Genomic DNA, 24,208 nt, shown 5'->3' on the forward strand with positions numbered 1-24,208 from the left:
GCTCGGAACAAAACACATTGGCAGCAAATGCATTAGGAAAAGCTTTAATAACAGCAAAACATGGATCTGACAGCTATTTAAGCATTTCCAATGTCTTGCAAAACACTACGTGTTTTGCAAACCCAAACAGCTATAATTCCATTATTCCCAAAGGCTTGGTGTCCAACAACAAGGATTTGGCTCTTCACTTAACCCAAGCCTTCCAAAGACGCCTGCATCCTGTTAATCTGACAAGCCTCGCTCCTATAACAAGGGGTATACAATCATTTTCAGGACTTGTTGGCAACCTGGCTTCTAACAGTAACAAGAGTTATGCGCTCACTACATTGGCGGTAGGAGCACTGCACTACACTGACCGTACGTATGAAATAACGGCTGTGCCAGCGGCTCTGGCCGGTGCCTCCCTCATCCGCACGCCTAACAGCGACAAGAGAAACACGAGCACTAACCTGCTTTCCTTCAGCCTAAGCCAGGAGGCCGCCGTGTATGTGGCCTACGACCCCCTCGCCACGGCGCTGCCCGCCTGGCTCAGTGGCTGGCAGAAGCTACCGGAAACAGTACGTGTAAATGACAGTAAGGTCGGCAACATGGACCTCTACAGCAAGGTATTCCCCGCCGGGCAGGTTGTATTAGGCGGCAACCTGGCCAGCCCGGCCTCGGGGTCCTCCACCAACTACTTCGTCATCGCCAAGGCCACTGCCGTCACATCACCCTCCGGCACGGGCTGCCCACTCCTCAGCCCCATGCCCTGCGACCAGCTGCAGGTGGCCCTGCCCTTCAGCCTCAGCTTCTCGGGCCCGGTCAGCGGAACCGTCCCTGACAAAAGCAGCGCCGGAACAGGCTTCACCCTGGTCGACGCCTACTCCGGCGCACGCCACCCAGAGGACGGCAGCCCCGCCAACCCCAGCCTCCCCGGACACGAGCCGGCCAGGCTCTCGCTCTCCGGCGGCCGCCTCCAGCTCACCACAAACAAGGGCATCGCCTGGCTCACCAACAACAACCAGCTTAACACCCTGGGCGTGCGCGTGGACTCCCGCGCCAGGCTAAACGCGGCCGTCACCGTGGTCAGCCCCTACAGCGGAACGGGCAGCCAGCAGGCCGGCCTCTGGTTCGGGCTCAACGACAAGACCTACCTCAAGCTGGTGGCGGTGGGCGGCAAGGTAGAGCTCAGGCGCGAGACCAACGACGCCTCCCCCTCCTCGGACCAGCGCCTCACCGGGGCTATCGCAGGCATCAGCTCCGCAACGGTGAGGCTCCGCATGCTCATCGACCCCGGCAGCGCAACCGCAGAGGGGTTCTACTCCCTCAACGGCGGGGCCGAGCAGAGCGTGGGCGCGCCGCTGAGCATCTCAGGCATGGGCATCACCTCCTCCACAGCACACGCGGGCATCTTCGCCACTCACCGAAACGGCAGCACACCCGTCACCTATACCTTCGATGATTTCTCCGTCACCAAGCCTAGTACGTCAGAATCACTCAGGCCCTATGTGACTGCTGTTCGCCCTGCCGATGGAGCAACAAACGTAGCATTGGATAAATCTGTATCAGTTGATCTGATGTTCCCGAGTGGTGCCTCCCTGGATGGAAATACCGTCAATACCAATACAGTTAAATTACATACTGTTTCAGGCAGTATCAAAACAGAGGTAACCGGAACGTCCGTGAATTCCACTGCTGCCGGAGACGCAATAACGCTTACAGCTAGTTTAGCTGCTGGCACTACGTATGAGTTTTCTATATCGGCTCAGGTGAAAGATCTGAACGGATATGCCATGATCCCATTCGTGTCCAGGTTCACGACAACCTCCAGTTCGCCACAACTCCCTGCCGACTTAAGCGGAGTAGCGTTTAAAGAGCAGGTTTTGATAGACAATGACTTTGGAAGCGACGGCTTCACTACGTTGGTGATTGGCCCTGACCGGAAACTCTATGCCACCACCTCCGGGGGCAAGATAGAACGATGGGATATCCGGTCGGACGGTACACTTGCTAACCATGTGACCATTTCACCTTTTGGCACATCAAGGCGCTTGTTGGTAGGGCTACGATTCGATCCGGGAGCAAATGCCAGTAACCTGGTGGCCTGGATAACCCATTCTTCACCGGAGTTTCTGGCGGCGCCAGACTGGTCAGGGCAACTTTCCAGGATCAACCTGAATAACCCTTCAAGTCCGCAAGTCAAGGACTACCTCATTAACCTGCCACGCTCCTACAAAGATCATTCTGTTTTTTCGATTGACTTTGGCCCTGATGGTGCCTTATACTTTACATGTGGTAGTAATACAGCCATGGGTTCACCGAGTTTAGCGTGGGGAGACAGGCCGGAAAGGCTTTTATCGGCAACCATCTTAAGGCTTGATATTGCAAAAGCCAACCTCCTCGCATTACCGATCGATGTAAAAACAGAGGCGGGAGGTAGCTATAACCCTTATGCAACCAACGCACCCCTCACGCTATATGCGACAGGTTTGCGAAATGCCTACGACCTGGTATGGCACACCAATGGGCAACTCTATGTGCCAACCAACGGTTCTGCTGCTGGCGGCAATACGCCTGCGCTTTTGTCAGGCGCTATATGGTCTAACGGTCAAGCCTATACCGGACCAACGGTACCAGCCATGAAAGATGTACGGGACACGCAAGGTGATTACCTGTACAGAGTTGTGAAAGGAGGGTATTATGGGCATCCGAACGTACTACGCAATGAGTACATCCTGAATGGTGGCAATCCGACCTCACAAGAGGACCCTGCAGAGATTGTATGGACTATAAATGGCAAAGAGTACGGTTATCCAGTTGGCACCCCTAAAGAGCCCAATTTCCGTGGATGGGCTTACGATTTCGGTTTGAATATCTCTCCAAACGGCATTATTGAATACAAGAGCAGCACCTTCAGCGGGAAACTCAAAGGGAAAATGTTGGTTTGCCGGTTTAGTGGTGGAGATGATGTGATGCTTTTGGAACCAGGTGGCACAAGCAAGGATATCATCCGTGCAGTGGAAGGCAGCCTGATACCTGGTTTCCGCCGCCCTTTCGCCAACCCTTTGGATATCATTGAGGATGTTGCGACGGGAAACCTATACCTGTCTGAGTATTTTGATGGGAACGGGGACGGAAGGCCTAGGATAACGTTGCTGCGGGTTGATGAATCAGGTGCCCCCACCGTTACCAACAAAAACCTTATTAACGCAGGAGGGCCAAAATATATAGACACGCAACAGCGCACCTGGAACGAGGATGTCTACTCAACAGGAGGAGTAATCGGGTCGAAATCCTTTGATGTGGCTGGTACGACGGACGATCAGTTATACTTAAAGTACAGATTTGCCTCACAAGGCGCCAATTTCAGTTATCATATACCTGCCCCCGAATCAAAAAACTTCACCGTGAAACTTCATTTCCTGGAGCCATACTATGGTGCGCCTGGCGGCAAAACATACAATTTGACAGGTGCCCGGGTATTTCATGTAGACCTGGAAGGTAAGCGTGTCATAAGCAACTATGACATTTATTCTCAGGACGGCGCGGGAAAAGCAATCGTGAAGACTTTCAATAATGTGGCTGTGCTGGATGGCATCTTGACCATTGACTTTATCAGTGTGAACAACAATGCCATCATATCAGCCATCGAGCTTATCCCACAACTGAGTAGCACGGCTAGCTTACAAAGCATGCCATCGCTGCCAACTAATAAAGAGGAATTTTCGGGTGACACAGAGGCCACGCTACAGGTATACCCGAACCCGGCAACTGGCCCGGTGGCGTTCATTGAACTGCGTGGATTTAGCAGGCAGGCGGCTATAAAAATTAGCGTGGCAGACATTTCGGGACGCACGTTATTCGAAGAAAAGGTGATTGCTGATGCTAATGGCAACCACCATTTACCACTACAGAAAATGACACGAAGCTCTTCTTTGCCGCCCGGTTTGTACATTGTTACAGCACAGTCAAACGCCATCGTCAAAACAAAGATGTTCGTAATCGAATGGTAGGTTATTGATGAAAGGCCATACCCAAAACAAAGGCTGCCCCACTCGATGTAGGGCAGCCTTTGTTTTTAACCAGTGTTCGCTGCTTCGGCAGGAAGCAGTGATTTATGAGGATAGGTTAGAAGGTAAACCTTAAGCGGCCGTAGTAAAATGCGCCGTTAAAGCCCATCTGAACCGGATCCCAAAGGCCACCTGACTCCGTTTCGGTGTCTTGTTGCGTTGGGTAGGCATCGAAGAGGTTCACGGCACCCACTGTCAGGCTGATGTTGTTGGTCAGCTTTCTGTTGATGGCTACGTCCGTTGTGATCTTCGGGTCATACACATCCTTCTCCCCTGTCCAGTCGATCAACTCAACTTTGCCGAAGCGGATGAACTTCACGTTAAAGTTCCAGTCTTTCAGCTTGTGGTCGAGGATCAGGTTCATCTTGCTCTCCGGGGCGCTTGCTCTCAGGAAGAACTGCTCACGCTCGCCAAAATAGGTGTCTTCCTTCCCAGCCAAACGTGGGCTGGTGTGTATCTCACCCAGTTTCATTTCATTGAAATTACCGGCGAAGCTCACATTCAGGACGTTGCTTGGGGCAAACACCTTCGAGTATGTCAGGATTACATCCACGCCAAGGGTCTTGGTATCTACCGCATTCGTAAAGAACTGCGCTGCGCTAACCCCAAGGTCCTGCAGGTCCTGGCCGATGTCCGGGTCTGTGTCCTCGAAGGCACCTGTCAGCACAATGCGGTCCTTGATGTGCACGTAGTATCCGTCCACGGTGGCGGTAAAGCTCCGGAAACTGCCCGTAAAGCCAAGGCTACCGTTCACAGCCTCTTCCTGCTTAAGCGCCGGGATACCGAGTTTGCGGGTGAGCGGGCTGTTGTTTCGGGCAATCACTTTTTCTATAGGCAGGCCGCCCACAAAGTCAGTGAAGGAGGTGTTGAAGTATACCTGCGCCAGCGATGGGGCCCGGAAGCCAGTGCTGATCGAGCCCCGGATGGCCAGGTTGTCGGAGAATGCAAAGCGCGAGGCCAGCTTCCCGTTCAGGATTCCCCCAAAATCGCTGTACCGCTCATAACGGGCTGCTGCGGTCACCATAAAATCCTTGGTGATGTCAAACTCCGAATCGAGGTAAACGCCGATGTTGGAGCGGAACTCCGTCAGCTCGTTCTCCGGGCGGAAACCCGGGAACCCCTGCGAGCCACCAGCCCTGCCCAGCACGTTAAACTGACGTATACGCCCGTTTACTACGCTGTCTATGATCCCGTAATTACGGTAGGAGGCTTCCTCGCCGGCAAATATCTCATAGTTCTCGATGCGGTACTCGGTACCGAAGGCCACGTTGGAGCCTGCCAGCAGATTACCGAAGTAGCGCGAGAAGTTCAGCCCGGTCGTGTTCTGCGTGAGTCCGAAGCCACCGGCATCGAAGCGTGTCGGCGACTGCTCCAGCAAAGACGCATTCAGGGTGCCGTCGATGATGTAATGAAAGCGGTTGGAGCCAAAGGTGTTATTCAAGTCTATGTCCCACTCCTTCAGCTTGCTCCTGAAGCCTGCTGATACAGACTTGTCCACGATCTTGGTCTGGATGCGCGGGTCAAAGCCGTTTGGGTAGATGGCCGGTATATTGCGGTTGCTGTTGGCCTCACGCGTCCAGGCATAGGAGTCGGTATCGCGGAAGTTAAAGCCACCGAAGGCGTAAAAAGTGCCCTTCTCGCTGGCTGGCAGCTCGGAGTTGAACACGAAAGAGAAGTTGTTTGACTTGGCGTCTCCGAACTGGCGACGGTAAATGTCATATACTTCCGGGTCGGCGGGGCGGTTTGTCCTGTTACGGTTCAGGTAGTCTACCGTCATGTTGGCAAACCCCTTCTCGGCCAGTTTAAAGCCATAGTTGCCGCTGATCTGCAGGTTCTCGCCATCGCCTTCCTGGGTGATACCCGTGTTGATGCTTCCGGTAAACTCCTCCACACTGGACTTGAGCACGATGTTGATTACACCGGCAATCGCGTCGGAACCATACTGGGCACTGGCGCCATCGCGCAGCACCTCAATCCGCTCAATGGCTGAGGCCGGGATGGTGTTCAGGTCGGTGCCTGTGTTGCCGCGTCCGCGCGTACCGAAAATGTTGATCAGGGAAGACTGGTGCCTTCTCTTGCCGTTTACCAGTACCAGCGTTTGGTCCGGGCCGAGACCACGCAAGGTAGCCGGATCCACACTGTCGCTACCGTCTGAGCCAGACTGGCGGTTAGTGTTGAAGGACGGCGCCACATACTGCAGCAACTGGTTCACATCCAATTGCCCCGCCGTCGTGATCACATCCCGGATCGGTATGATGTCCACGGCCACGGGCGTTTCGGTGGCAGAGCGGTTATGGCTCCGCGAGCCCACAATCACCACGTCCTGCAATTTCTGTGATGCTTCCTGCAACACCACGTTAATCGTATTCCGGCCACTGATAGCCACCTCTTGCTTGTCATAGCCCACATAACTGAATACCAGCACCGCGTTGGGCTCCGTGTACTGCAACTGATAACCGCCTGTGTTATCGGTGGCCATACCTGTGTTGGTGCCTTTCACAGCTACCGACACTCCAGGGAGTGCCTCGCCACCAGCACCCGTTACACGGCCTCTAACGGTGCTAGCTGTTTGTGCCCAAGCCGTATTCCCGCAGGAAAGCACAAAAGCGATGAGCAGCAAGAGCACATCTTTTGTCTGTAAAATTTTCCTCATAGTCTTAAAATTTTTGTTAAATAAAGCCTCATCACTCTACAAAAATGCAATTAATACAATAAGTCCATATAATATACCTTCTATACAGGCTTGCAGAAAACTATGTTCTGCTCAAGATGATTAATGGCTAAACTCCAATACATACTCCCAGCTACTACCGAAAACACGCCCTTTTATAGTTATTCGACCTCTACTCCCACATGACAGCTGGCAAGAGTTACCCGTGGAACACAAAAAAAGGAGTATCGCCTTAGCCATACTCCTTTAAACTGGTTGTAATACCCAAACCTTATTGCTGCCCCATGGCGTAAGTGATGCCTCCCCACAGGTGCTTCACGAACAGGGGATTGGTATAGCTTTCCTTGGTATGGCCAAGGCCGGTGTAAAAAGCGCGGCCTCCGTCAAAGGCATGGTACCAGACGATGGGGTGATTGTCACCGTTCTTACCTCCTTCGTATGTCGTCTCGTCCAGAGTAGCCAACACGTTAACTTCCGGGTTGATGTCTTTGTAATTATACCACTCATCGAAGTACACCCACTCATCAGGTAAGTGGCTGGTCGAAACATGGTCCTTGTTCTGCACCCGAACCGTGGCTTGTTGCTGCTTGGGGTGGCTCAGGAAATAAGCACCCACTAGCTTATTATACCAGGGCCAGTCGTACTCGGTATCGGCGGCGGCATGTATGCCGGCGTATCCTCCCCCACCTTTTATATATTGCTCAAAAGCGGTTTGCTGCGTGGGGTTGAGCACATCCTGGGTTGTGCTCAGGAAGACGACCGCTTTATAACGCGCCAAAGAGTCCGGGTGAAAGTAAGCGGAATTTTTAGTGGTGTCTACCTGCACCTGGTGCTCAGCGCCTAGTTTCTGGATCGCCGCTATTCCATCCGATATGGACTCGTGGTAATAGCCGCTGGTTTTGGAAAAGACCAATATCCGCGCATTATCAGCAGCAGCTTCTGTGGCAAGGGGTGCTGTTGATTTGGCGGAAGGGCTGGAACAGGATTGCGAACCAAAGGCAAAGAGTAACCCAAGGCCATATAAAAGGACATGTTTCTTCATAGATAAAAGTTTAAGTTTAATTGTAACTAAACTTAAACTTTTCCGCCATCATATAAAAGAGATCACACAGCTAGTTTTAAGGTACGCCACTGGCCATACCCCTTAAACCTTGTAAAGCCCCCTGTACTCCATCAAGCAACATCAGCCTCAAACTGCTACTGCAGCGCTTCCTTCGCTTTCGGCAAAGCTAAAAGTGCCCACTCCCGGTGCATTTTACCCGAGTAGTGCAGCCCGTCGCTGGCCAGGTAGGATGGGTCGTTCCCGAATTCGCGCGTCAAAGGGGTGATATTGATAAAAGTTACGCCCGCCTCTTGCGTGATATCTTTTGCAGCCGCATTAAAGGCATCTATTTCCCCTGCAATCCGCTGCTTGTTATTCCCGCTCCCGAAAGGCGTGGCACCCCAATCGGGTATAGACAATACGAGTACTTGCTTTGGCTTGCATTCCGCTAACCTGATAGAGGTTTGTAGCAACGCACTGAACTCTGTCCGGTAAGTAGCCAGTGATTGCCCCCGATATTGGTTGTTCACCCCGATGAGCAGCGTCACCAGATCGAAGGTTGGAGTGAGATTGGCTTCTTCGATCGCCTTCGCCAGTTCAGAAGTCGTCCAGCCGGTGCGGGCGATCGTTGTGGGGTTGCTGATATCCAGTCCATCCTTCCGAAGAAGGTCAGCCAGTTGCATGCCCCATTGGTCGGCAACGGGCACGCTTTGGCCTATTGTGTAAGAGTCGCCGAGGGCCAGGTAGGTATACGTTGCGGTGCTGGTTGCTGGCGTGTTGATATTTGGTTCAGGGTCGTCCTGCTGGCAGCCAGCAAGGGCGGTGCTCAGCAAAAACAGCATGGCAAGAATTAAGCTTTGAGACATAGCTGCTAGTTGGTGGTTTTCTATACATACTAATTCCGTGCCCAAGCAGATTGGAACACCTCAGATTCCCTGCTAATGTCTGCTCAGAGGTCAAGCCAAAAGTTTTTTACCGTTGACAGAAAAAAAATTCAAACCCGATTCCAGCATCAATGCCGGGATAGCATTCACTTTTTATACCTGCTATTTGATATAAATCCAAAATCTAAAATGTTACCTGCGGCTAACATAAGGTAAACATACATAATACGTCTACTAGACAATCAGAAAAACAGGCTTCCTAGATATAGTATCTATAATTTTTACTAAAAAAAATACTAGTTACTTCCGAAACATATCTTTCCTTTTTATTAGCACTGGTTCTTTTGTTCTTGCAATATCCCAAATTATAAATGCACCAAATGCATTAAACTGAAGTATCACGACCAGGCTAAAACACGTGCAACTAACACAAAAACAGCCTCGTTGAAGTACTCATTGACTGAACAGCGGCTATTTTAGGCACTAGCGACACACCGGAAATGTGCTATACTAAAACAAGCCATTGCAATCTTACTTTACAGTACCGATTACCCCTAATACCATTTCATGTAAAACCTTTAAAAACTCTCACCTATGAAGTTAATCATTACTTGTTTTACTGCTTTGTGCTTGCTGGCGACCAATGCGTTTGCCCAGGCTGTGGTAGACACTGAGCTGCAACAGCGGTTACAAAGCGCTACCACTCCCGTGAGTGTTGTCGTTACATTCAAGGGCGACGGCGCTCCATCGCCTGCTAACCTATCCTTACTGAGCAACTTAGGCATTACCAAAGGAATTTCTTTCAGCTCATTGCCTATAGCAGGTGTGCTGGCTACAGCGGCCCAGGTAGATGCGCTGGCGAACAACCCTGCGGTACTTTCGGTTTTCCTGAACAAGCAACTGACTTACCAGAACTACAACGGCACGAACCTGACCGGTGTAAGAAGACTGCGTGGCGATAAAGTGATGACAGCCCGCAACAATGGCCTTCCTGTATCTGGCAAGGGCATTGGCGTGATGATCAACGACAGCGGTGTAGACGGCACGCACGACGATATTAAGCTGGGCACGCACCTGGTTCAGAACGTTATGGGTACTACTAACCTGAACGGTGTGGACGGCATGCTGCCAGTAACCTATATCGAAAACGTGCCGAACACCGACACCAACTCTGGCCACGGGACGCATTGCGCAGGTAGCGTGGGAGGCAACGGTGCCAGGTCAAGCGGCTTGTACGAAGGTGCCGCCCCCGGTGCACAGCTGATCGGTTATGGCTCTGGAGGCGCGCTGTTTATCCTGGATGCCATTGGTGGTTACGACTATGCCCTGACCCACCAGTTCCAGTATGGTATCCGCGTAATCAGTAACTCATGGGGTACATCTGGCAAGTTTAACCCGACCAACCCCGTTAACATTGCTTCTAAAAAAGCATTTGACCGTGGTATTGTATCTGTGTTCGCGGCAGGTAACGACGGCCCGGGATCTGATACGCACAACCCATACGCCATTGCCCCTTGGGTAATCTCGGTGGGTGCCGGCGACAAGTATGGCCGTTTGGCTGGCTTCTCTTCTCGTGGCGTGAAAAACGAGGGCGGCACGTTCTCTATCGATGGTGAGACCTGGACGTATGAGAACAGACCAACGATCGTAGCTCCTGGCGTGGACATCGTGTCTACCAGAGTAATCGCCCCGGTTTCTACCCTGGCCATCGATCAGGATGTAGAGAACCTGGAGCCAGCACACGTACCATTCTATGCTCACATGAGCGGTACTTCCATGGCAACACCGCACACTGCTGGTGTCATTGCCCTGATGCTGGAGGCTAATCCATCGCTGACCCCTGCGCAGGTAAAGTCTATCATCCAGGCGACGGCCACTAACATGCCGAACTATGAGTCTTGGGAAGTGGGTGCAGGTTACGTGAACGCGTATGCCGCCGTAGACCATATCTACAGAAGCACTTCTTTCGGGCCATACCTGAACATGACCCGCAAGTTTAACAGCAACATCAACACGGCCACTGTAAAAGAGTCTTTCGTGATCGATTATAAGCCTATCCTGACTGCTGACAACACTAAAACCTTCTTTGTATCTGAGGGGACTTCCAGCATCGAAGCAAAAATCACTGCTGGGGGCGAGTTTGGCCTGACAGGTAACCCGATTACGCTTGCACTGGTTAGCCCGGATGGCAAAGAGTACCGTGCAGGTATTCCGGTTGCCTTCGCGCTTTACACCGACCGCAGCGTGGCAGTGGCCTCCCCGATGGCAGGTACCTGGCAGATGCGCGTGCAAGGCTTAAACGGTGTTGCCTTGGCCGAAAAAGTCACTGCAACGTTGACCTCTCTTAAACTAACCGGCGCCACTGGCCTGAATGATATTGCCGGCCACCCGGCGGAGGGCTCTATCAAGATGGCTGTAAGCTCGCGTTTGGCAGATGGCCTGAGCAACGGCAGCTTTAAGCCGGATGAGTTGCTGAAGCGCATACAGCTGGCTGAGTACCTGATGATGGGCCAGGCGGTTCGCCAATACGTGCCTACCTCTGGTGCTGCTACTTTCAAAGACGTGAGCGGAAACGAGTTGCTACTGGCAGAATCTGTTACAACGAAAGGTGCTGCCCTGCGCGACCGTAACCAAGCCTTAAACGGCGTGATGCTGGCTACAGGCGACAAGTTTAACCTAAGCGGAAGCGTGAACAGATCAGAGGTTGCATACTCGCTTGTACAGAGCCTCGGTTTGCAGGAAGAAGCACTGAAGCGTAACGGAAAAGCCGTAACGGTACAGGTGAATGGCAAGAGCATTGCTGTAGATGATGCCAAGGACATCCCGGCAGGTCTGGAAGGCTATGTAAGCGTGGCCCTGGATATGGGCCTGATCAATGCCTTCTACGCTGTAACGCAAGGGCCTTATGACTTGCAGCCGACTCTGCATGCCACTTTCAAGCCAACTCAAAGTGTAACCCGCGCCGATTTTGCCGTGATCGCAACACGCACTTACGGCAGCTGGTCTTCTCTGGCGCAGCCATTGGCCACAAGCAGTTCTTCTAGCTTGCAGGCAACCGGCACGCAGTGGGCTGAGAACTTCACTTACCCGAACCCGTTCTCCGGCGCTACCACTATTAGCTATGCTGTAGCGCAGGATGGCTTCGTGACGGTGGAAGTGTTTGATGTACTGGGCAAGAAAGTGAACACGCTGGTATCTGAGAAGCAGGCGGCTGGTACGCACAAGGTGAAGTTCAATGCAGGCAACTTGCCAGCCGGTACTTACCTCTACCGCATCAGCGCTGGCAACAAGACTTATTCTAACAGAATGGTGCTGACGCGCTAAGCGAGTTATCCTCAAACTACATAAAAGAGAGGCTGCTTCAGAAATGAGGCAGCCTCTCTTTTTTATGATACTCTTTCCATTAATCCCTTTCCAAAGAACCCTTTTTTTTCGATTTTACAGGGTCCAACCACCACCCCTACCCCTCCTTGTCTAAGGAGGGAACCTGCTGTTTCATATAAAATGGGCCTTTCCCATCGTTAAGGCTTTGCCTCTATTACCTATCAATGAAATCCGTTAGCACGAAGTAAATCTATTTCCAGTCTTGTCGTTGAGCGCCTCGTAAATGTTGCGGTGCTGAGCGCAGCGAGGCAGCATGAGAAGAGCGAGGGCAGCTTCAGTTACACAGCGCTTAATGGAAAGACTGGGCCTCTCGGCCTAGAGAGGAAAGACAGATAAGATGGATCATTAGGCGAGTTGGCACTGGATGGGTATAGCTACGGCAGCTTAGAAAACATTGGTACGATCATATGCTATGGATAGGGCTTTAGCGATAAATGGTACAACCTCAAAAAAAAGAAAAGGCTCTCTGTAATAGAGAGCCTTTTCTTTAGGTTTATGCAAACTTAGAATACTTATCTACCAGCAATTGCATTTGGTTCCGGTACCCGGTCAGACTTCCCTTTCCAGAGTTGCTCCATTTCCTCAAGGGACTTTCCTTTCGTTTCAGGAATCATCTTCCATACAAACAGGAAGGACAGGAGGCTCATCAGACCATAGAAGCCGTACGTAGCTGCCCCACTAAATTCCATCATCGACGGATAGGTTGCTGATATGAAGAAGTTAGCTGCCCACTGTGCCGCAACGGCAACAGCCACCGCTTTACCCCTGATTTTATTTGGAAATATTTCCGATATCAATACCCAGCAAATCGGTCCCCACGACATCATGAAAGACGCCGTGTAGATAATAATGAATACCAGCGTGCCGATACCGATAATCTCATAGTAGGCAAGGCCGGCAATGGCAAACATACCCACTGCCATACCAATGGAGCCCACCATCAACAGCGGTTTTCTACCCCATCTATCTACAGTGAGAATGGCCACAACGGTAAAGATTACGTTGATAACCCCCATTACCACGGTTTGCAGCAGAGAAGCGTCTTTACCGGCTCCCATACTTTCGAAGATTCGCGGCGCATAGTACAAGGCAACGTTAATTCCCACAAACTGCTGGAAAACAGAAAGCAAAACACCTATCACAATAACAGTCTTTCCATAAGAAAGCAGTTTGCCTGAATGATGCTCCACCGTGTTCTTGATTTCTGAAAGGATTTCCCTCGCACGGTGTCCACCATTCACTTTTGTCAGGATTTGCAGGGCTTCTTCATCTCTGCCTGCCATGCTTAGGTATCTTGGCGTTTCAGGAACAAAGAACAGCAACCCCCCGAACAGGCCTGCCGGAATCGCTTCCGAAAGGAACATCCTTCTCCAGCCTACGTTATTCAGCCACTCCACTGACTCCCCGCTGGCAATTCCCCAGTTTACAAAATAAACCACCAGCATTCCGAAGATGATGGCAAACTGATTTAAAGAAACCAGCCGGCCACGCATGTTCGCCGGGGCTATCTCGCCAATGTATACTGGCACTACAGCGGAGGCCAGACCAACCCCTATTCCACCTATTATCCTGTAAAAGTTGAACATGTAGAGCAAGCCTATAGTAGGCTCGCCCTCATTGAAGAACAAAAACTCCGGGTAACCTGACCCAAGAGCAGACAAGAAAAACAGGAAGGCCGCAATGATCAAAGTGTTTTTCCGGCCTATACCTGATGCGAAAACACCTGAAATGGCACCGCCTATAATACATCCAATCAGGGCACTGGAAATAGTAGCCCCATGTACCCAGGTGCTAAGCCCCAGGCTATCTACCAAATATAGTTGCACGGAGCGCTCAGCGCCTGATATAACGGCAGTATCATACCCAAAGAGCAAGCCACCCAACGTGGCAATCAGCGTAATACCGGCAATGTAGGGAATGTTTTGTCCCGCCGTTTCTTTTTCGTTCTTTATCACAAGTAACAGGAAAAGGGTGTACTAAAGATATTAGTGACTTAAATGTAACGGTTGATCACGTTCTCCAGGTACTCCTGGCGTCCGCTCTTCACTTCCGGCTCACCGTTGTCAACGGCATACTGGCGCAGGTCTTCCAAAGAAAGCTCTCCGGCTTCGAAGGCTTTGCCCTGGCCACTGTCGAAAGAGGCATAACGCTCCTCACGCACTTTCTTGTAGTCAGAGTTCTGAAGAATCTTGTCCGCCGTGATCAGGCCACGGGCAAACGTGTCGGCTCCGCCGATGTGTGCATAGAACAGGTCTGCTGGGTCGGTAGAGTTTCTTCTGATTTTCGCATCGAAGTTTATACCCCCGCCTTGCAGGCCACCGGCCTCCAGGAACACCAGCATCGCCTCGGTTACTTCGGTGATGTTGTTCGGGAACTGGTCGGTATCCCATCCGTTCTGGTAGTCACCGCGGTTCGCATCGATAGAGCCTAACAGACCAGCGTCTGCCGCCACCTGCAACTCGTGCTGGAAGGTATGGCCGGCCAATGTCGCGTGGTTCACCTCGATGTTGATCTTGAAGTCCTCCAACAGGTCGTACTTGCGCAGGAAGCCGATCACTGTGGCAGAGTCGTAGTCGTACTGGTGCTTGGTTGGCTCCATTGGCTTTGGCTCAATGAAGAAGTTACCTTTAAAGCCATTTTTGCGGGCATAGTCTTTAGCCGTGTGCAGGAAGCGGGCCAGGTGCTCCTGCTCGCGCTTCATGTCGGTGTTCAGCAGGCTCATGTAGCCCTCGCGTCCACCCCAGAACACGTAGTTCTCACCGCCCAAAGCGATCGTGGCATCCAAAGCGGCCTTTACCTGCGCGCCGGCATGCGACAGCACATGGAAATCCGGGTTGGTAGAGGCGCCGTTCATGTAGCGGCTATGCGAGAACACATTGGCTGTGCCCCAAAGTAGCTTCACGCCGCTCTCTTGCTGCTTCTGCTTGGCATACTCTACCAAAGCCTGCAGGCGGCGCTCGTTTTCGTTGATATCGTTTGTATAGTCTACCACGTCCACATCGTGGAAGCAATAATAAGGCATGTTCATCTTGGTGATGAATTCAAAAGCCGCATCCATTTTGTCCTTCGCACGCTCAACCGCATCGGATTTCTCATCCCAGGCAAACTTCAGGGTCGCGCCTCCGAAAGGGTCTGCACCGTCTGCGTTGAACGAGTGCCAGTAAGCCACCGCAAAGCGTAAATGCTCCTTCAGCGTTTTACCCGCCACAACGCGGTTTTCATCGTACCAGCGGTATGCCAGCGGGTTGTCGGACTCCAGCCCCTCGAACTTGATCTGTCCTATTCCTTTGAAAAATTCCTTTTCTCCTATCAGTGGATTTGCCATTTTTTTGATATTTAATGATTCGTGATTTTATTTTTTATTTAATTGATCCAGCAGCAGTGCTCTCCACTCCTGGTAAATGGGTTCATATAGTGCCGATGCCTGCGGCTCAATCAGTTTCACAGGGTTAAATTGGCTGAAGGCCTCCTCCGGTGAGTGAAACACCCTGGCACCTATACCGGCGCCTAAAGCGGCTCCTACGCTGCCATCGTTCTGGTATAGTTCCACCGGCACGTTGGTCGCGTCCACAAAGGCCTGCGCAAACAGTGGGCTCAGGAACAGGTTGGCCTGCCCCGCCCGGATCACCTGTGGGTTCATCCCGTTCTCGCGCATGATGTCGAGGCCATACCGGAAGGCAAACACGATTCCCTCCTGCACTGCCCGGAAAATGTGCGCCTGGGTGTGCAAGTTTAAGTCGATGTTATGGAAGTGCGCGCCTACAATCTTGTTGTTGAGCATGCGCTCTGCGCCGTTTCCGAAAGGCAAAATGCGCAGTCCGTCGCTGCCTATTTTCACTCGCTGGGCAGCCTCGTTCATTTCCGCGTAATCCAGGCCAGTGCCAATGTTATGTTTCGACCAGCTGTTCATGATGCCTGTGCCGTTGATGCACAGCAACACGCCCACGCGCTTCTCGTTGGTGGAGTGGTTTACGTGGGCAAACGTGTTGACCCTGGACTGTTGATCATACACCAGTTGGTCGCTCACACCGTAAATCACCCCGGAGGTACCTGCTGTGGCTGCCACCTCGCCGGGCTTCAACACGTTCAAAGACAGGGCATTGTTGGGTTGGTCCCCGGATTTGTACGTCACCGGTATACCTGCCTTCAGGCCTAGCTCTCCGGCCAGCTCCGGCTTCAGATTGCCGTGCTCCGAGAACACAGGCTTCACTTCGGGTATCAGCGACTTCTCAAACTTAAAATGCTGGATCACATCCTCCGACAAGGCATCCTCCTGGAAATCCCAGAACACGCCTTCTGAAAGCGCTGACGGGCTGGTAGTGATCTCGCCGGTCAGTTTCATCGCGATGAAATCGCCAGGGAGCATCACCTTGTAGATGCGGTTGTAAGTACCCGGCTCATTCTCCTTCACCCAAGCCAGTTTGGAAGCGGTGAAGTTGCCCGGTGAATTGAGCAAATGCGACAGGCTTTTCTCGTGCCCGATGGCGTCGAAAGCCTGGTTTCCGATCTCCACGGCACGGCTATCGCACCAGATGATGGAATCGCGCAGCACCTGCTGGGCTTCGTCCACTACCACCAGGCCGTGCATTTGGTACGCGATACCGATAGCGCCAATGTCCTGCGGGTTATACTTGCCGCTTGCATTTGCCTTGCGGATAGCCTTTTGCGCATGCTCCCACCACATTTCCGGCGACTGCTCGGCCCAACCCGGTTGCAGCGAGGTGATGGCCGATTCGGTGTCGGGGTACTGTGCGGCGGCAACCGTTTGCTGCGACTCCGCATCCACAACCGATACTTTGATGGATGAAGTGCCTATATCTATTCCTAATAACAACATATTTCTAGTGCTTTCTAATTACTATGATCCTGAAAAAGAAGTCCTTTTAAAGGGTAGGGTATCAAATGCCAACGTTGGCATAAATTTGTAGACTTTTCTTTATATTCACAAGCGTTCTTTTACTTATTCTTTCTAGAGAAAGCAATTGCGCTTGTTTTTGCTACCCATATATAGAAAGAAGTTTTACATTTGCCCTTTCCCGTATCCACCTGAGCCAAAGCCGTTGAAAAAAGTCACCATACATGATATCGCCAACGAGCTGAACATTGCGTTCTCGACAGTAGCCCGTGCCCTGAACGACAACCCTGCCATCAGCGATGCCACCAAGAAAGCAGTGCGCGAAACGGCGCAGCGCCTCGGCTACCGCCAGAACAAGCTGGCCTCTTCCCTCCGTTCCGGCCAAAGTAACACGGTGGGCATCATCGTGCCCAGCCTGGATGTCACCTTTTTCGGCTCCGTGGTGCATGGCGTGGAGAAGATCATGAATCAGAACGGCTATAGCATCCTGCTGTACCAGTCTAATGAGGCGTTTGAAAGTGAAAAGAAAGGGATCGAGACTTTCCTTAACTCCAGGGTGTCCGGCATTATCGCTTCCGTAGCCAAAGAGACAACCGATTACGAGCACTTTGCCGAAATCCAGCGGCGGCGCACTCCGCTGCTATTCTTCGACCGGGCCGTGGCGTCACTGCAGGTTCCCTCTGTTACCATCAACGATTACAAAGGAGGCTTTATGGCAACCGAGCACCTGATCAGGCAGGGGTATAAGCGCATCGTGCATATCACTGCCAGGCAATCATTAAGCATCTTCACGGAGCGCCTTCGGGGGTATGTCGACGCCCTAAAACAGTATGGCTTGTCCGTGGACGAAAGTCTCATCATCTACGGGGACTTCTCGCTTGAATTTGGCCGCCAGTGCATCCGGGAGCTAACAGAACGAATGGTTGATTTCGATGCTGTTTTCGCGCTGGAGGACTTTACAGCTATGGGTGCGCTGCAGCAACTGCTCGCCTATCAGGTGCGAGTGCCCGAGGATGTCGGGGTAATTGGTTTTGCCAATGAGTCGTTTGCCGCGCTCGTAACCCCCGGCCTCTCGTCTGTTGACCAGCAGACGCTCCTTATGGGAGAAGAAGCAGCCGAGTTGTTCCTGAAAGTGCTGCGCTCTGAGAGTTTGCCTACCAGCCAGCCCAAACGCGTCGTGCTTGACCCGCAACTGGTAGTCAGGGCCTCCACGCAACGGTCAACGGCCTCTTAGTCTTTCCAACTTCCATCTACTTAACAAACAAAGCGGCGAACTTTAAAAGCTGTAAAAACGCATGCCGAATGCAAGAGCCGTCTTCAATAGATGATTCCCTGCATTCGGCATGCTTTTTTACCCCACGTGGCTTGCTACTCGCGCGCAGCCCCGCTTATTTGGCAGCTGTCTTCAGCAACGCTTCAAAAGCCGGCTTTGGCTGGTACTGGCGGTCAAATACCATCGGGTAGCTGGTGCGCCCCGGTATAGGCCAGTTGTTGAGCCAGGAATCGTTGTCTGTTACACCCCAAAAGGTTACGCGGTCAATCTTGTCGCTGTGCTTGCGGAATAACTGAAACAGCTCCGTATAACGGGCCGTGAGCTGCTGCTGCACCGAGTCAGGCAGGCCCGTGGTATACAGGTTGTATTTCTCATCAAACTCAAAGGTTGCATCGATGTCGGCCCCCTGCCGGTTGCTTGGGTTAGGCAGCACATCAATATCAACTTCTGTGAAGGACACTTTCACGCCAAGCTTCGAAAAAGCCAGGATGCTTGCTTCGATATCCTCCAGCGATGGAGACTTAAGCCCATAATGGCCCTGCATCCCGACGCCGTCTACCTTTATACCCTGCTCCTGCAAGCTGCGCACCAGGCGCACCGCACCGTCACGCTTGGCTGGCTTCCAGAGGTTGTAATCATTGTAGTATAGCTCCGCTTCCGGATCCACTTCACGGGCTAGCCGGAAAGCCGTCGGCAAAAATTCCTCCCCGATTATCTTCAGCCACTCCGACTGACGCAGAGTGCCGTCATCGTTCAGCGCTTCGTTTACTACATCCCAACTGTTGATCTTGCCTTTATAGCGCCCCGCCACGGTGCGGATATGCTCTTCCATGCGCTGTAGCAGCACCTCTTTGCTCACCGGCTTGCCATTGTCAACTTCGAACACCCATTTAGGTGTTTGATTGTGCCAGACCAGGGTATGGCCTACCACGAACATGTTGTTGCGCTGGCCCAACGCCACGTAGTTGTCGGCTGGCTCAAAGTTATATACACCCGGCTTTGGGTGCACCGCCTCCCACTTTAGCAGGTTCTCGGGACTGATGGAGTTGAATTGCTTTTCGATAAGGGTCACCGCCTGCGTATCGATGTTGCTTACCTGGCGGCCATTAAGTGCGGCACCAATGTAAAAGTCGCCTTTATAGGCTGCTGCTAATGTGGTGGTCGCTGGCTCAGAGTAGGCCTGTTCATCAGTCGGCTGCTTTGTGTCGGTGCAGGAAATGGCCAGGGAGGCCAGCAGCAACAACGGGGCAATCAGGGTACGGATTAATTTCATTTTTTACTGTTTAGCTTTTAGAGAAGGTATACATCACACTAATTCGTTTTGGCCTTTGGTGGGGTTGCCGGCCCTCGCCAGCATTTTTTAAAACCCGATGGAATTACCGCCGTCCACAGGCAACACGGTGCCTGTCACAAACTTGGCGGCGTCGCTTGAAAAGAAGTACACGGCCTCTGCCACATCCTCGGGCGTGCCCAGTTTGCCCATTGGGGTCCGAGACAACACCCTGTTTTTGCGCTCCGGGTCATTGTTCAAGGCTTTTGCCGACATATCGGTGGCGATAAAGCCGGGTGCCACGCAGTTTACGCGAACACCCTCCGGCGACAGGTCCACAGCCATGGCGCGCGTCATGCCCTCTATGGCAGACTTGGATGCGGTATAGGCAATCACCTTGGGTATTCCGTACTGCGAGGCCATGGAACTGATGTTTACGATGGCCCCCTGCTTGCGCGGCAGCATCGCCTTCGCCACCTCGCGGGTAAGCGCAAACATGGCATTCACGTTGGTGTGCACAATGCGCTGAAACTCCTCGTCGCTCACCTCTACCAAAGGCTTTTTCATGTTGATGCCGGCGTTGTTAACCAGCACATCGATCTGCCCGTGCTCCTCTACAATAGACTCCACTAAGGCCGGGATCTGGCTGAGGTCGCTGAGGTCGAAGGAGACGGTGGCGCAAAGCGGACCGAATGCTTCTTTGGCTGCGTGGAGCTTTTCCTCGTTACGGCCAATGATGATGGTGCGAAGCCCTTGCTGTATAAATTTCGCTGCGATGGCGTAGCCAAGCCCGGAGCCTCCTCCGGTTACGATGGCTACCTTTTGCGCTGACGTCTGGTTTTCGTTCATGGTCATGGTTGTAGGGGCATACCGGCAAAAGGGCGGCTGGTTCGGGCAATTGTCTGCTAACCGCTTACACATGCTGCCGGCATGCCTGTGTGTTTGATTTTAGATGCCCGGCACAAATTTCGGGTTCAACTGCATGTAGTGTTCAAGGGTATGCTCAGGTTCTTCCAGTCCCTTTGGCAACGGCCTTTTAGAGAACTGCTGGAAGTAAAGCAGCACTGCGTCGCGCCACCACTTTGCCTCTTTCTCCTGAATGCTCAAGAAAGTTTTGACGTGGTTAAAGCGCTCTTCGTCTACCATCCCCTCCACACTGTCCCAGGTCTGCTGCATTTGCCGCACCGAGTCCACCCCGCTAGAGTAGCGGTGGGCCAGTTCATCCCACAGAATTCTGCCGGAATTGGTTTTGTAATCCCAGGGCACATGGTGGAACCACAGCAGGTATTTTTCAGGCACGCGCTTCAGGCTGCCAAACTCTTTTTGCACAGGCGGGTGGTATTGCGCTACGGCGTTGCTGCCTGTCTTCGTGCGGTCAAAGCCTATGCCCTTCTCATCGGCCTGGTGATAATATACGGAGGTCCAATCCGCGCGGGGCTTGTCTTTGATCCAGGGGCCCGGACCATAATGGTGCGACCAGCCCATGAGGTGGTGCAGGCCAAGCGGCGTCATATAATTCACTACCGTTTCGCGTGAGTTAAGCATCATCTCCTTCACCGGCTTCACAAACGCGCTTTCATTCGTAAAGGTCATCCGGATCCACTCTTCGGCGATTTGCTCCGAGGTGAGGGTATGGTCCCAGGCCAGGCGTCCGAAAGCATACCAGTTCGACTGCCCGAACTGATGGCCCGTCCAGTTACGATCTGTTCCGATGTTGCTGACACCGGCAATGGCGGAAAGCTTGTGCTTGCCCAGGGTGCCGTCCACCACTTTTGCTACGGTAGAGCCTTTGCCTTTGGCATAAGTGTCTGCCTCCAGCACTTCTTTATACATCGGCGCCAGGTACGCCAGGTTCGTGGCCTGCCCCAGGTATTCCTGCGTGATCTGGAACTCCATCATGAGCGGCGTCTTGGGCATCGCCCCGAACAAGGGGTGAAATGGCTCGCGCGGCTGAAAATCAATCGCCCCGTTCTTTACCTGCACCAGCACATTGTCTCGGAACTGGCCATCCAGCGGTTTAAACTCATTGTAGGCCTGCTTGTGGCGGTCGTCAGGGGTATGCTCGCTGTACACAAAGGCGCGCCACATCACAATGCCTCCGTGCGGCGCCACAGCATCTGCCAGCATGTTGGCCCCTTCCGCCTGGGTGCGCTTGTAGTTGTGCGGTCCTGGCTGCCCCTCCGAGTCAGCCTTCACCAGAAAGCCCCCGAAGTCTGGTATATACCTGTAAATCTCGTTTGTCTTTTCTTTCCACCAGGCCTGCACCTGCGGGTCCAGTGGGTCAGCGGTCTTCATGCCGCCAATTTCCATGGGGGCGCTGAAGCGGGCCGTAAGGTATACTTTCAAGCCGTATGGCCGAAAGGCATCCGCCAGCGCTTTCACTTTCACCAGGTATTCTTTTGTGAGCACCAGCGCGTTGGCATTCACGTTAGTCAGTACCGTGCCGTTGATGCCGATGGAGGCATTGGCCCGGGCATAGTCCAGGTAGCGCTGGTCAATGTAGTCAGGTAACTTGTGCCAGTCCCAAAGCGAGAAGCCCGCATACCCACGCTCTACCGTTCTGTCCAGGTTATCCCAATGATTCAGGACGCGGCGCTGTATTTTAGGGGAGCTGCTCACGTCCAGTTTGCTGATGTCCTGCGCTGTCTGGACAAGCCGCAGCAGGTGGAACGTGCCGTACAGCACCCCTACATCCGTGTTGGCTGCAATGATGGTCGCTGGCTTGCCATTCAGGTTGGATGAAAGCAGCAAGTAGCCTTCATCCCCCACCTGCTTCAGCTTGTCTGTTAGCGCCAGGGACTTGATCAATGCCGAGCTTGCAGGCGTACCCGCTACTACGGCCCCTGCCTGCGTCGGGCGGGAGGAGGCTGGTACCTGCTGCCCCAGTAAGCCGCTTAGCCCTTTGCCAAGTTCTTTCTTAGCGATCGCCAAGGTGGCAGAATTGCCTTCCAGCACCACTTCCCGAAGCGCCTGACGGTAAGATTCCAGCTTGGAAACGTCTTGTAACTGATCGTAACGGAGCCAGAGCCTGTATCCGTCTTCGGCATGCAAGCCACTGGCCGTAAACAGCAGCAGCAGTAGCGACAAAACGTAAGCAAGGTTGTTCTTCATAAGGCGATTCGTTTATAGTGATACTGAATTTCTGCAATCATCCCCGGCCTGCATAAAGCAAGGGGTTAGGGTGTACGCTGTCAGCCCTGCGATTTTCGCAGCGACGACTCCCGCACAATCAACTCAGACCGCAGCGTAACGGTGTTGGTCATGCTGATATCGGATAAAGCGTCCAGGTAATTAATCAGGCTTCGTACGGCCACCTCCCCCATCTCATACCCTGGATAATCGATGGTGGTCAGGGTTGGCTCTACCAGTTTGGTGATTGGGTCATTGTTAAAGCCCACAATGGCCATGTCGCCCGGTATTGATACGCCCGCCTGCTTCAGCACTTTCATGCAGGTCACGGCACAGAAGTCGTTCGACACAAAGATACCGTCCGGCCGCGGGTCCATTTTCAGGATCTGCTCGGCAGCCGCTATCCCCGCCTCCTCCGTCAGGTCGTTTACCAGCACCAGTTCCTCCCGGAAAGGCAGGTCATGGTCTATGAGCGCGTACTTATACCCTTTCAGGCGGTTGGCATACACGTTTATTTTGAGGTTGCCGCTGATGTGCACGATGTTTCTGCAGCCCTGCTCAATCAGGTGCGTGGTGGCTTTGTAGGCTGCCTGCACGTTGTCGATGATAATGCTGGTGCTTTGCTTGTGCTCGGCTACCCGGTCGTAAAACAACACCGGAATCCCTTTTTTGAAAAACGGCTCAAAATGATCGATGTTTTCCGTGTCGTGGGCCAGGGATACCAGCAAACCGTCCACCCTGCTGTTGAACATGGTTCTGGCGTTGGCAATCTCCTTCTCTGCCGTGCCCATCGACTGGCTGATGATCAGGTTATACCCCGCATCGTTAGCCACTTTCTCCATCCCGGCCATCACCGACGACTGGAAGTTACTGTTCAGGATCGGCACGATGACACCGATGGTGTTGGTGCGCTGCCGCCGCAGGTTGCTGGCAAACATATTCGACCGATACCCCATCTGGGTGGCGATCTCATAAATCCGCTGCTTGGTTTTCTTGTTAACGGCCGGGTGATCGTTTAACGCCCTGCTAACGGTGGTAGGCGATACCCCTACCCCTTTTGCTATATCATATATCGTAATGTCCTTATCCATCGTGCAGGGGTTGTTGTAAAATAACTTGAAATCGGTTGCATAGCCCAAACAGCTATTTGAGCACTATCCTATACAACATAACAAGATTAAGAGCAGCTTCCGCTTTAAAAGCGCAAAAACATGCCTTATAAGTGACAATCCTATGCTGCTTTATGGCAATCAACCCATCCCATGCGTCCGGCTTGCTCACTAAAGGCCAATTAACAGGGTGTCTTAGCAGCTTCCGTGACCATCATTAAAAACAAATTTATGAAATCGGTTGCAATTAACAAATTATCTTTTGAAGTTTACAGAACATTAGTGATTAGTTACTTACTGAACCCTGTTTGTGCAATGCCTTTACTGTCATGGGAAAGCCTAAAAAACGGCTATACACGCTTTAAAAGCAAATTTAACAAACACACGAATGGAGGAACAAGCAAAAAGCTGTACCTCTAAACATGCCGCCACCTTAATAACCCGCACTCACCCGACATCGAGGAACTGTTTTTTTCACCTGCTAATACCCCATAAAATGAAACACGTGAAAGAGTTTATGCAACCACACATAGCATTTGGCC

At 52.4% G+C, this 24,208-nt stretch carries 13 protein-coding genes; 3 read left to right on the forward strand and 10 right to left on the reverse strand.

Annotated elements, in window-relative coordinates; translation table 11 throughout:
• Window positions 1-326: 326 nt before the first annotated feature.
• Window positions 327-3,992 carry a malectin domain-containing carbohydrate-binding protein gene (locus tag ACXYMU_RS13905; RefSeq protein ID WP_458987008.1) on the forward strand — a complete coding sequence of 1,222 codons (3,666 nt, stop codon included), beginning with the start codon at window positions 327-329 and terminating at the stop codon, window positions 3,990-3,992.
• A gap of 115 nt (window positions 3,993-4,107) precedes the next feature.
• Here ACXYMU_RS13905 and ACXYMU_RS13910 read toward each other — a convergent pair whose 3' ends face one another.
• The 3 genes from ACXYMU_RS13910 to ACXYMU_RS13920 all read right to left on the reverse strand — a co-directional run bounded on the left by ACXYMU_RS13910 (window position 4,108) and on the right by ACXYMU_RS13920 (window position 8,628).
• On the reverse strand, window positions 4,108-6,702 hold the full coding sequence (locus tag ACXYMU_RS13910) for a TonB-dependent receptor (protein ID WP_458987009.1): 2,595 nt from the start codon (window positions 6,700-6,702) through the stop codon (window positions 4,108-4,110).
• Between the two features lie 289 nt (window positions 6,703-6,991).
• A complete protein-coding gene (locus ACXYMU_RS13915; protein WP_458987010.1) occupies window positions 6,992-7,762 on the reverse strand; it encodes a ThuA domain-containing protein in 771 nt (256 codons plus the stop codon).
• Between the two features lie 155 nt (window positions 7,763-7,917).
• Window positions 7,918-8,628 carry an SGNH/GDSL hydrolase family protein gene (locus tag ACXYMU_RS13920; protein WP_458987011.1) on the reverse strand — a complete coding sequence of 237 codons (711 nt, stop codon included), beginning with the start codon at window positions 8,626-8,628 and terminating at the stop codon, window positions 7,918-7,920.
• Window positions 8,629-9,240: 612 nt separating this feature from the next.
• On the opposite strand from ACXYMU_RS13920, the gene ACXYMU_RS13925 reads away from it, so the two are divergent.
• Window positions 9,241-11,970 (forward strand): S8 family serine peptidase, encoded by a 2,730-nt coding sequence (locus ACXYMU_RS13925; protein ID WP_458987012.1) that lies wholly within the window; start codon window positions 9,241-9,243, stop codon window positions 11,968-11,970.
• 572 nt (window positions 11,971-12,542) lie between these two features.
• Here the strand turns inward: ACXYMU_RS13925 and xylE are convergent.
• The 3 genes from xylE to ACXYMU_RS13940 are packed head-to-tail and all read right to left on the reverse strand — an operon-like array spanning window position 12,543 to window position 16,867.
• Window positions 12,543-13,985: a D-xylose transporter XylE gene (gene xylE, locus ACXYMU_RS13930; protein WP_458987013.1), complete on the reverse strand. Its 1,443-nt coding sequence runs from the start codon at window positions 13,983-13,985 to the stop codon at window positions 12,543-12,545.
• A gap of 38 nt (window positions 13,986-14,023) precedes the next feature.
• On the reverse strand, window positions 14,024-15,355 hold the full coding sequence (gene xylA, locus ACXYMU_RS13935) for a xylose isomerase (protein WP_458987014.1): 1,332 nt from the start codon (window positions 15,353-15,355) through the stop codon (window positions 14,024-14,026).
• Window positions 15,356-15,382: 27 nt separating this feature from the next.
• Window positions 15,383-16,867, reverse strand: a complete 1,485-nt coding sequence (locus ACXYMU_RS13940) for a xylulokinase (protein ID WP_458987015.1) — start codon at window positions 16,865-16,867, stop codon at window positions 15,383-15,385.
• Between the two features lie 223 nt (window positions 16,868-17,090).
• Between ACXYMU_RS13940 and ACXYMU_RS13945 the strand changes: the two genes are divergently transcribed.
• The gene (locus ACXYMU_RS13945) at window positions 17,091-18,119 is read left to right on the forward strand and encodes a LacI family DNA-binding transcriptional regulator (RefSeq protein WP_458987016.1); all 1,029 of its coding nucleotides are present in this window, start codon (window positions 17,091-17,093) and stop codon (window positions 18,117-18,119) included.
• Window positions 18,120-18,273: 154 nt separating this feature from the next.
• Here ACXYMU_RS13945 and ACXYMU_RS13950 read toward each other — a convergent pair whose 3' ends face one another.
• The 4 genes from ACXYMU_RS13950 to ACXYMU_RS13965 form a co-directional block, all read right to left on the reverse strand.
• Window positions 18,274-19,431: an endo-1,4-beta-xylanase gene (locus tag ACXYMU_RS13950; protein ID WP_458987017.1), complete on the reverse strand. Its 1,158-nt coding sequence runs from the start codon at window positions 19,429-19,431 to the stop codon at window positions 18,274-18,276.
• Window positions 19,432-19,518: 87 nt separating this feature from the next.
• Complete coding sequence (locus ACXYMU_RS13955; RefSeq protein ID WP_458987018.1) at window positions 19,519-20,283, reverse strand: SDR family NAD(P)-dependent oxidoreductase; 765 nt, start codon at window positions 20,281-20,283, stop codon at window positions 19,519-19,521.
• A 93-nt stretch (window positions 20,284-20,376) separates the two neighbouring features.
• Window positions 20,377-22,539 carry an alpha-glucuronidase family glycosyl hydrolase gene (locus ACXYMU_RS13960; RefSeq protein ID WP_458987019.1) on the reverse strand — a complete coding sequence of 721 codons (2,163 nt, stop codon included), beginning with the start codon at window positions 22,537-22,539 and terminating at the stop codon, window positions 20,377-20,379.
• Between the two features lie 80 nt (window positions 22,540-22,619).
• A complete protein-coding gene (locus ACXYMU_RS13965; protein ID WP_458987020.1) occupies window positions 22,620-23,648 on the reverse strand; it encodes a LacI family DNA-binding transcriptional regulator in 1,029 nt (342 codons plus the stop codon).
• Window positions 23,649-24,208 lie beyond the last annotated feature (560 nt).

The sequence above is a fragment of the Pontibacter sp. CAU 1760 genome (assembly GCF_054482735.1).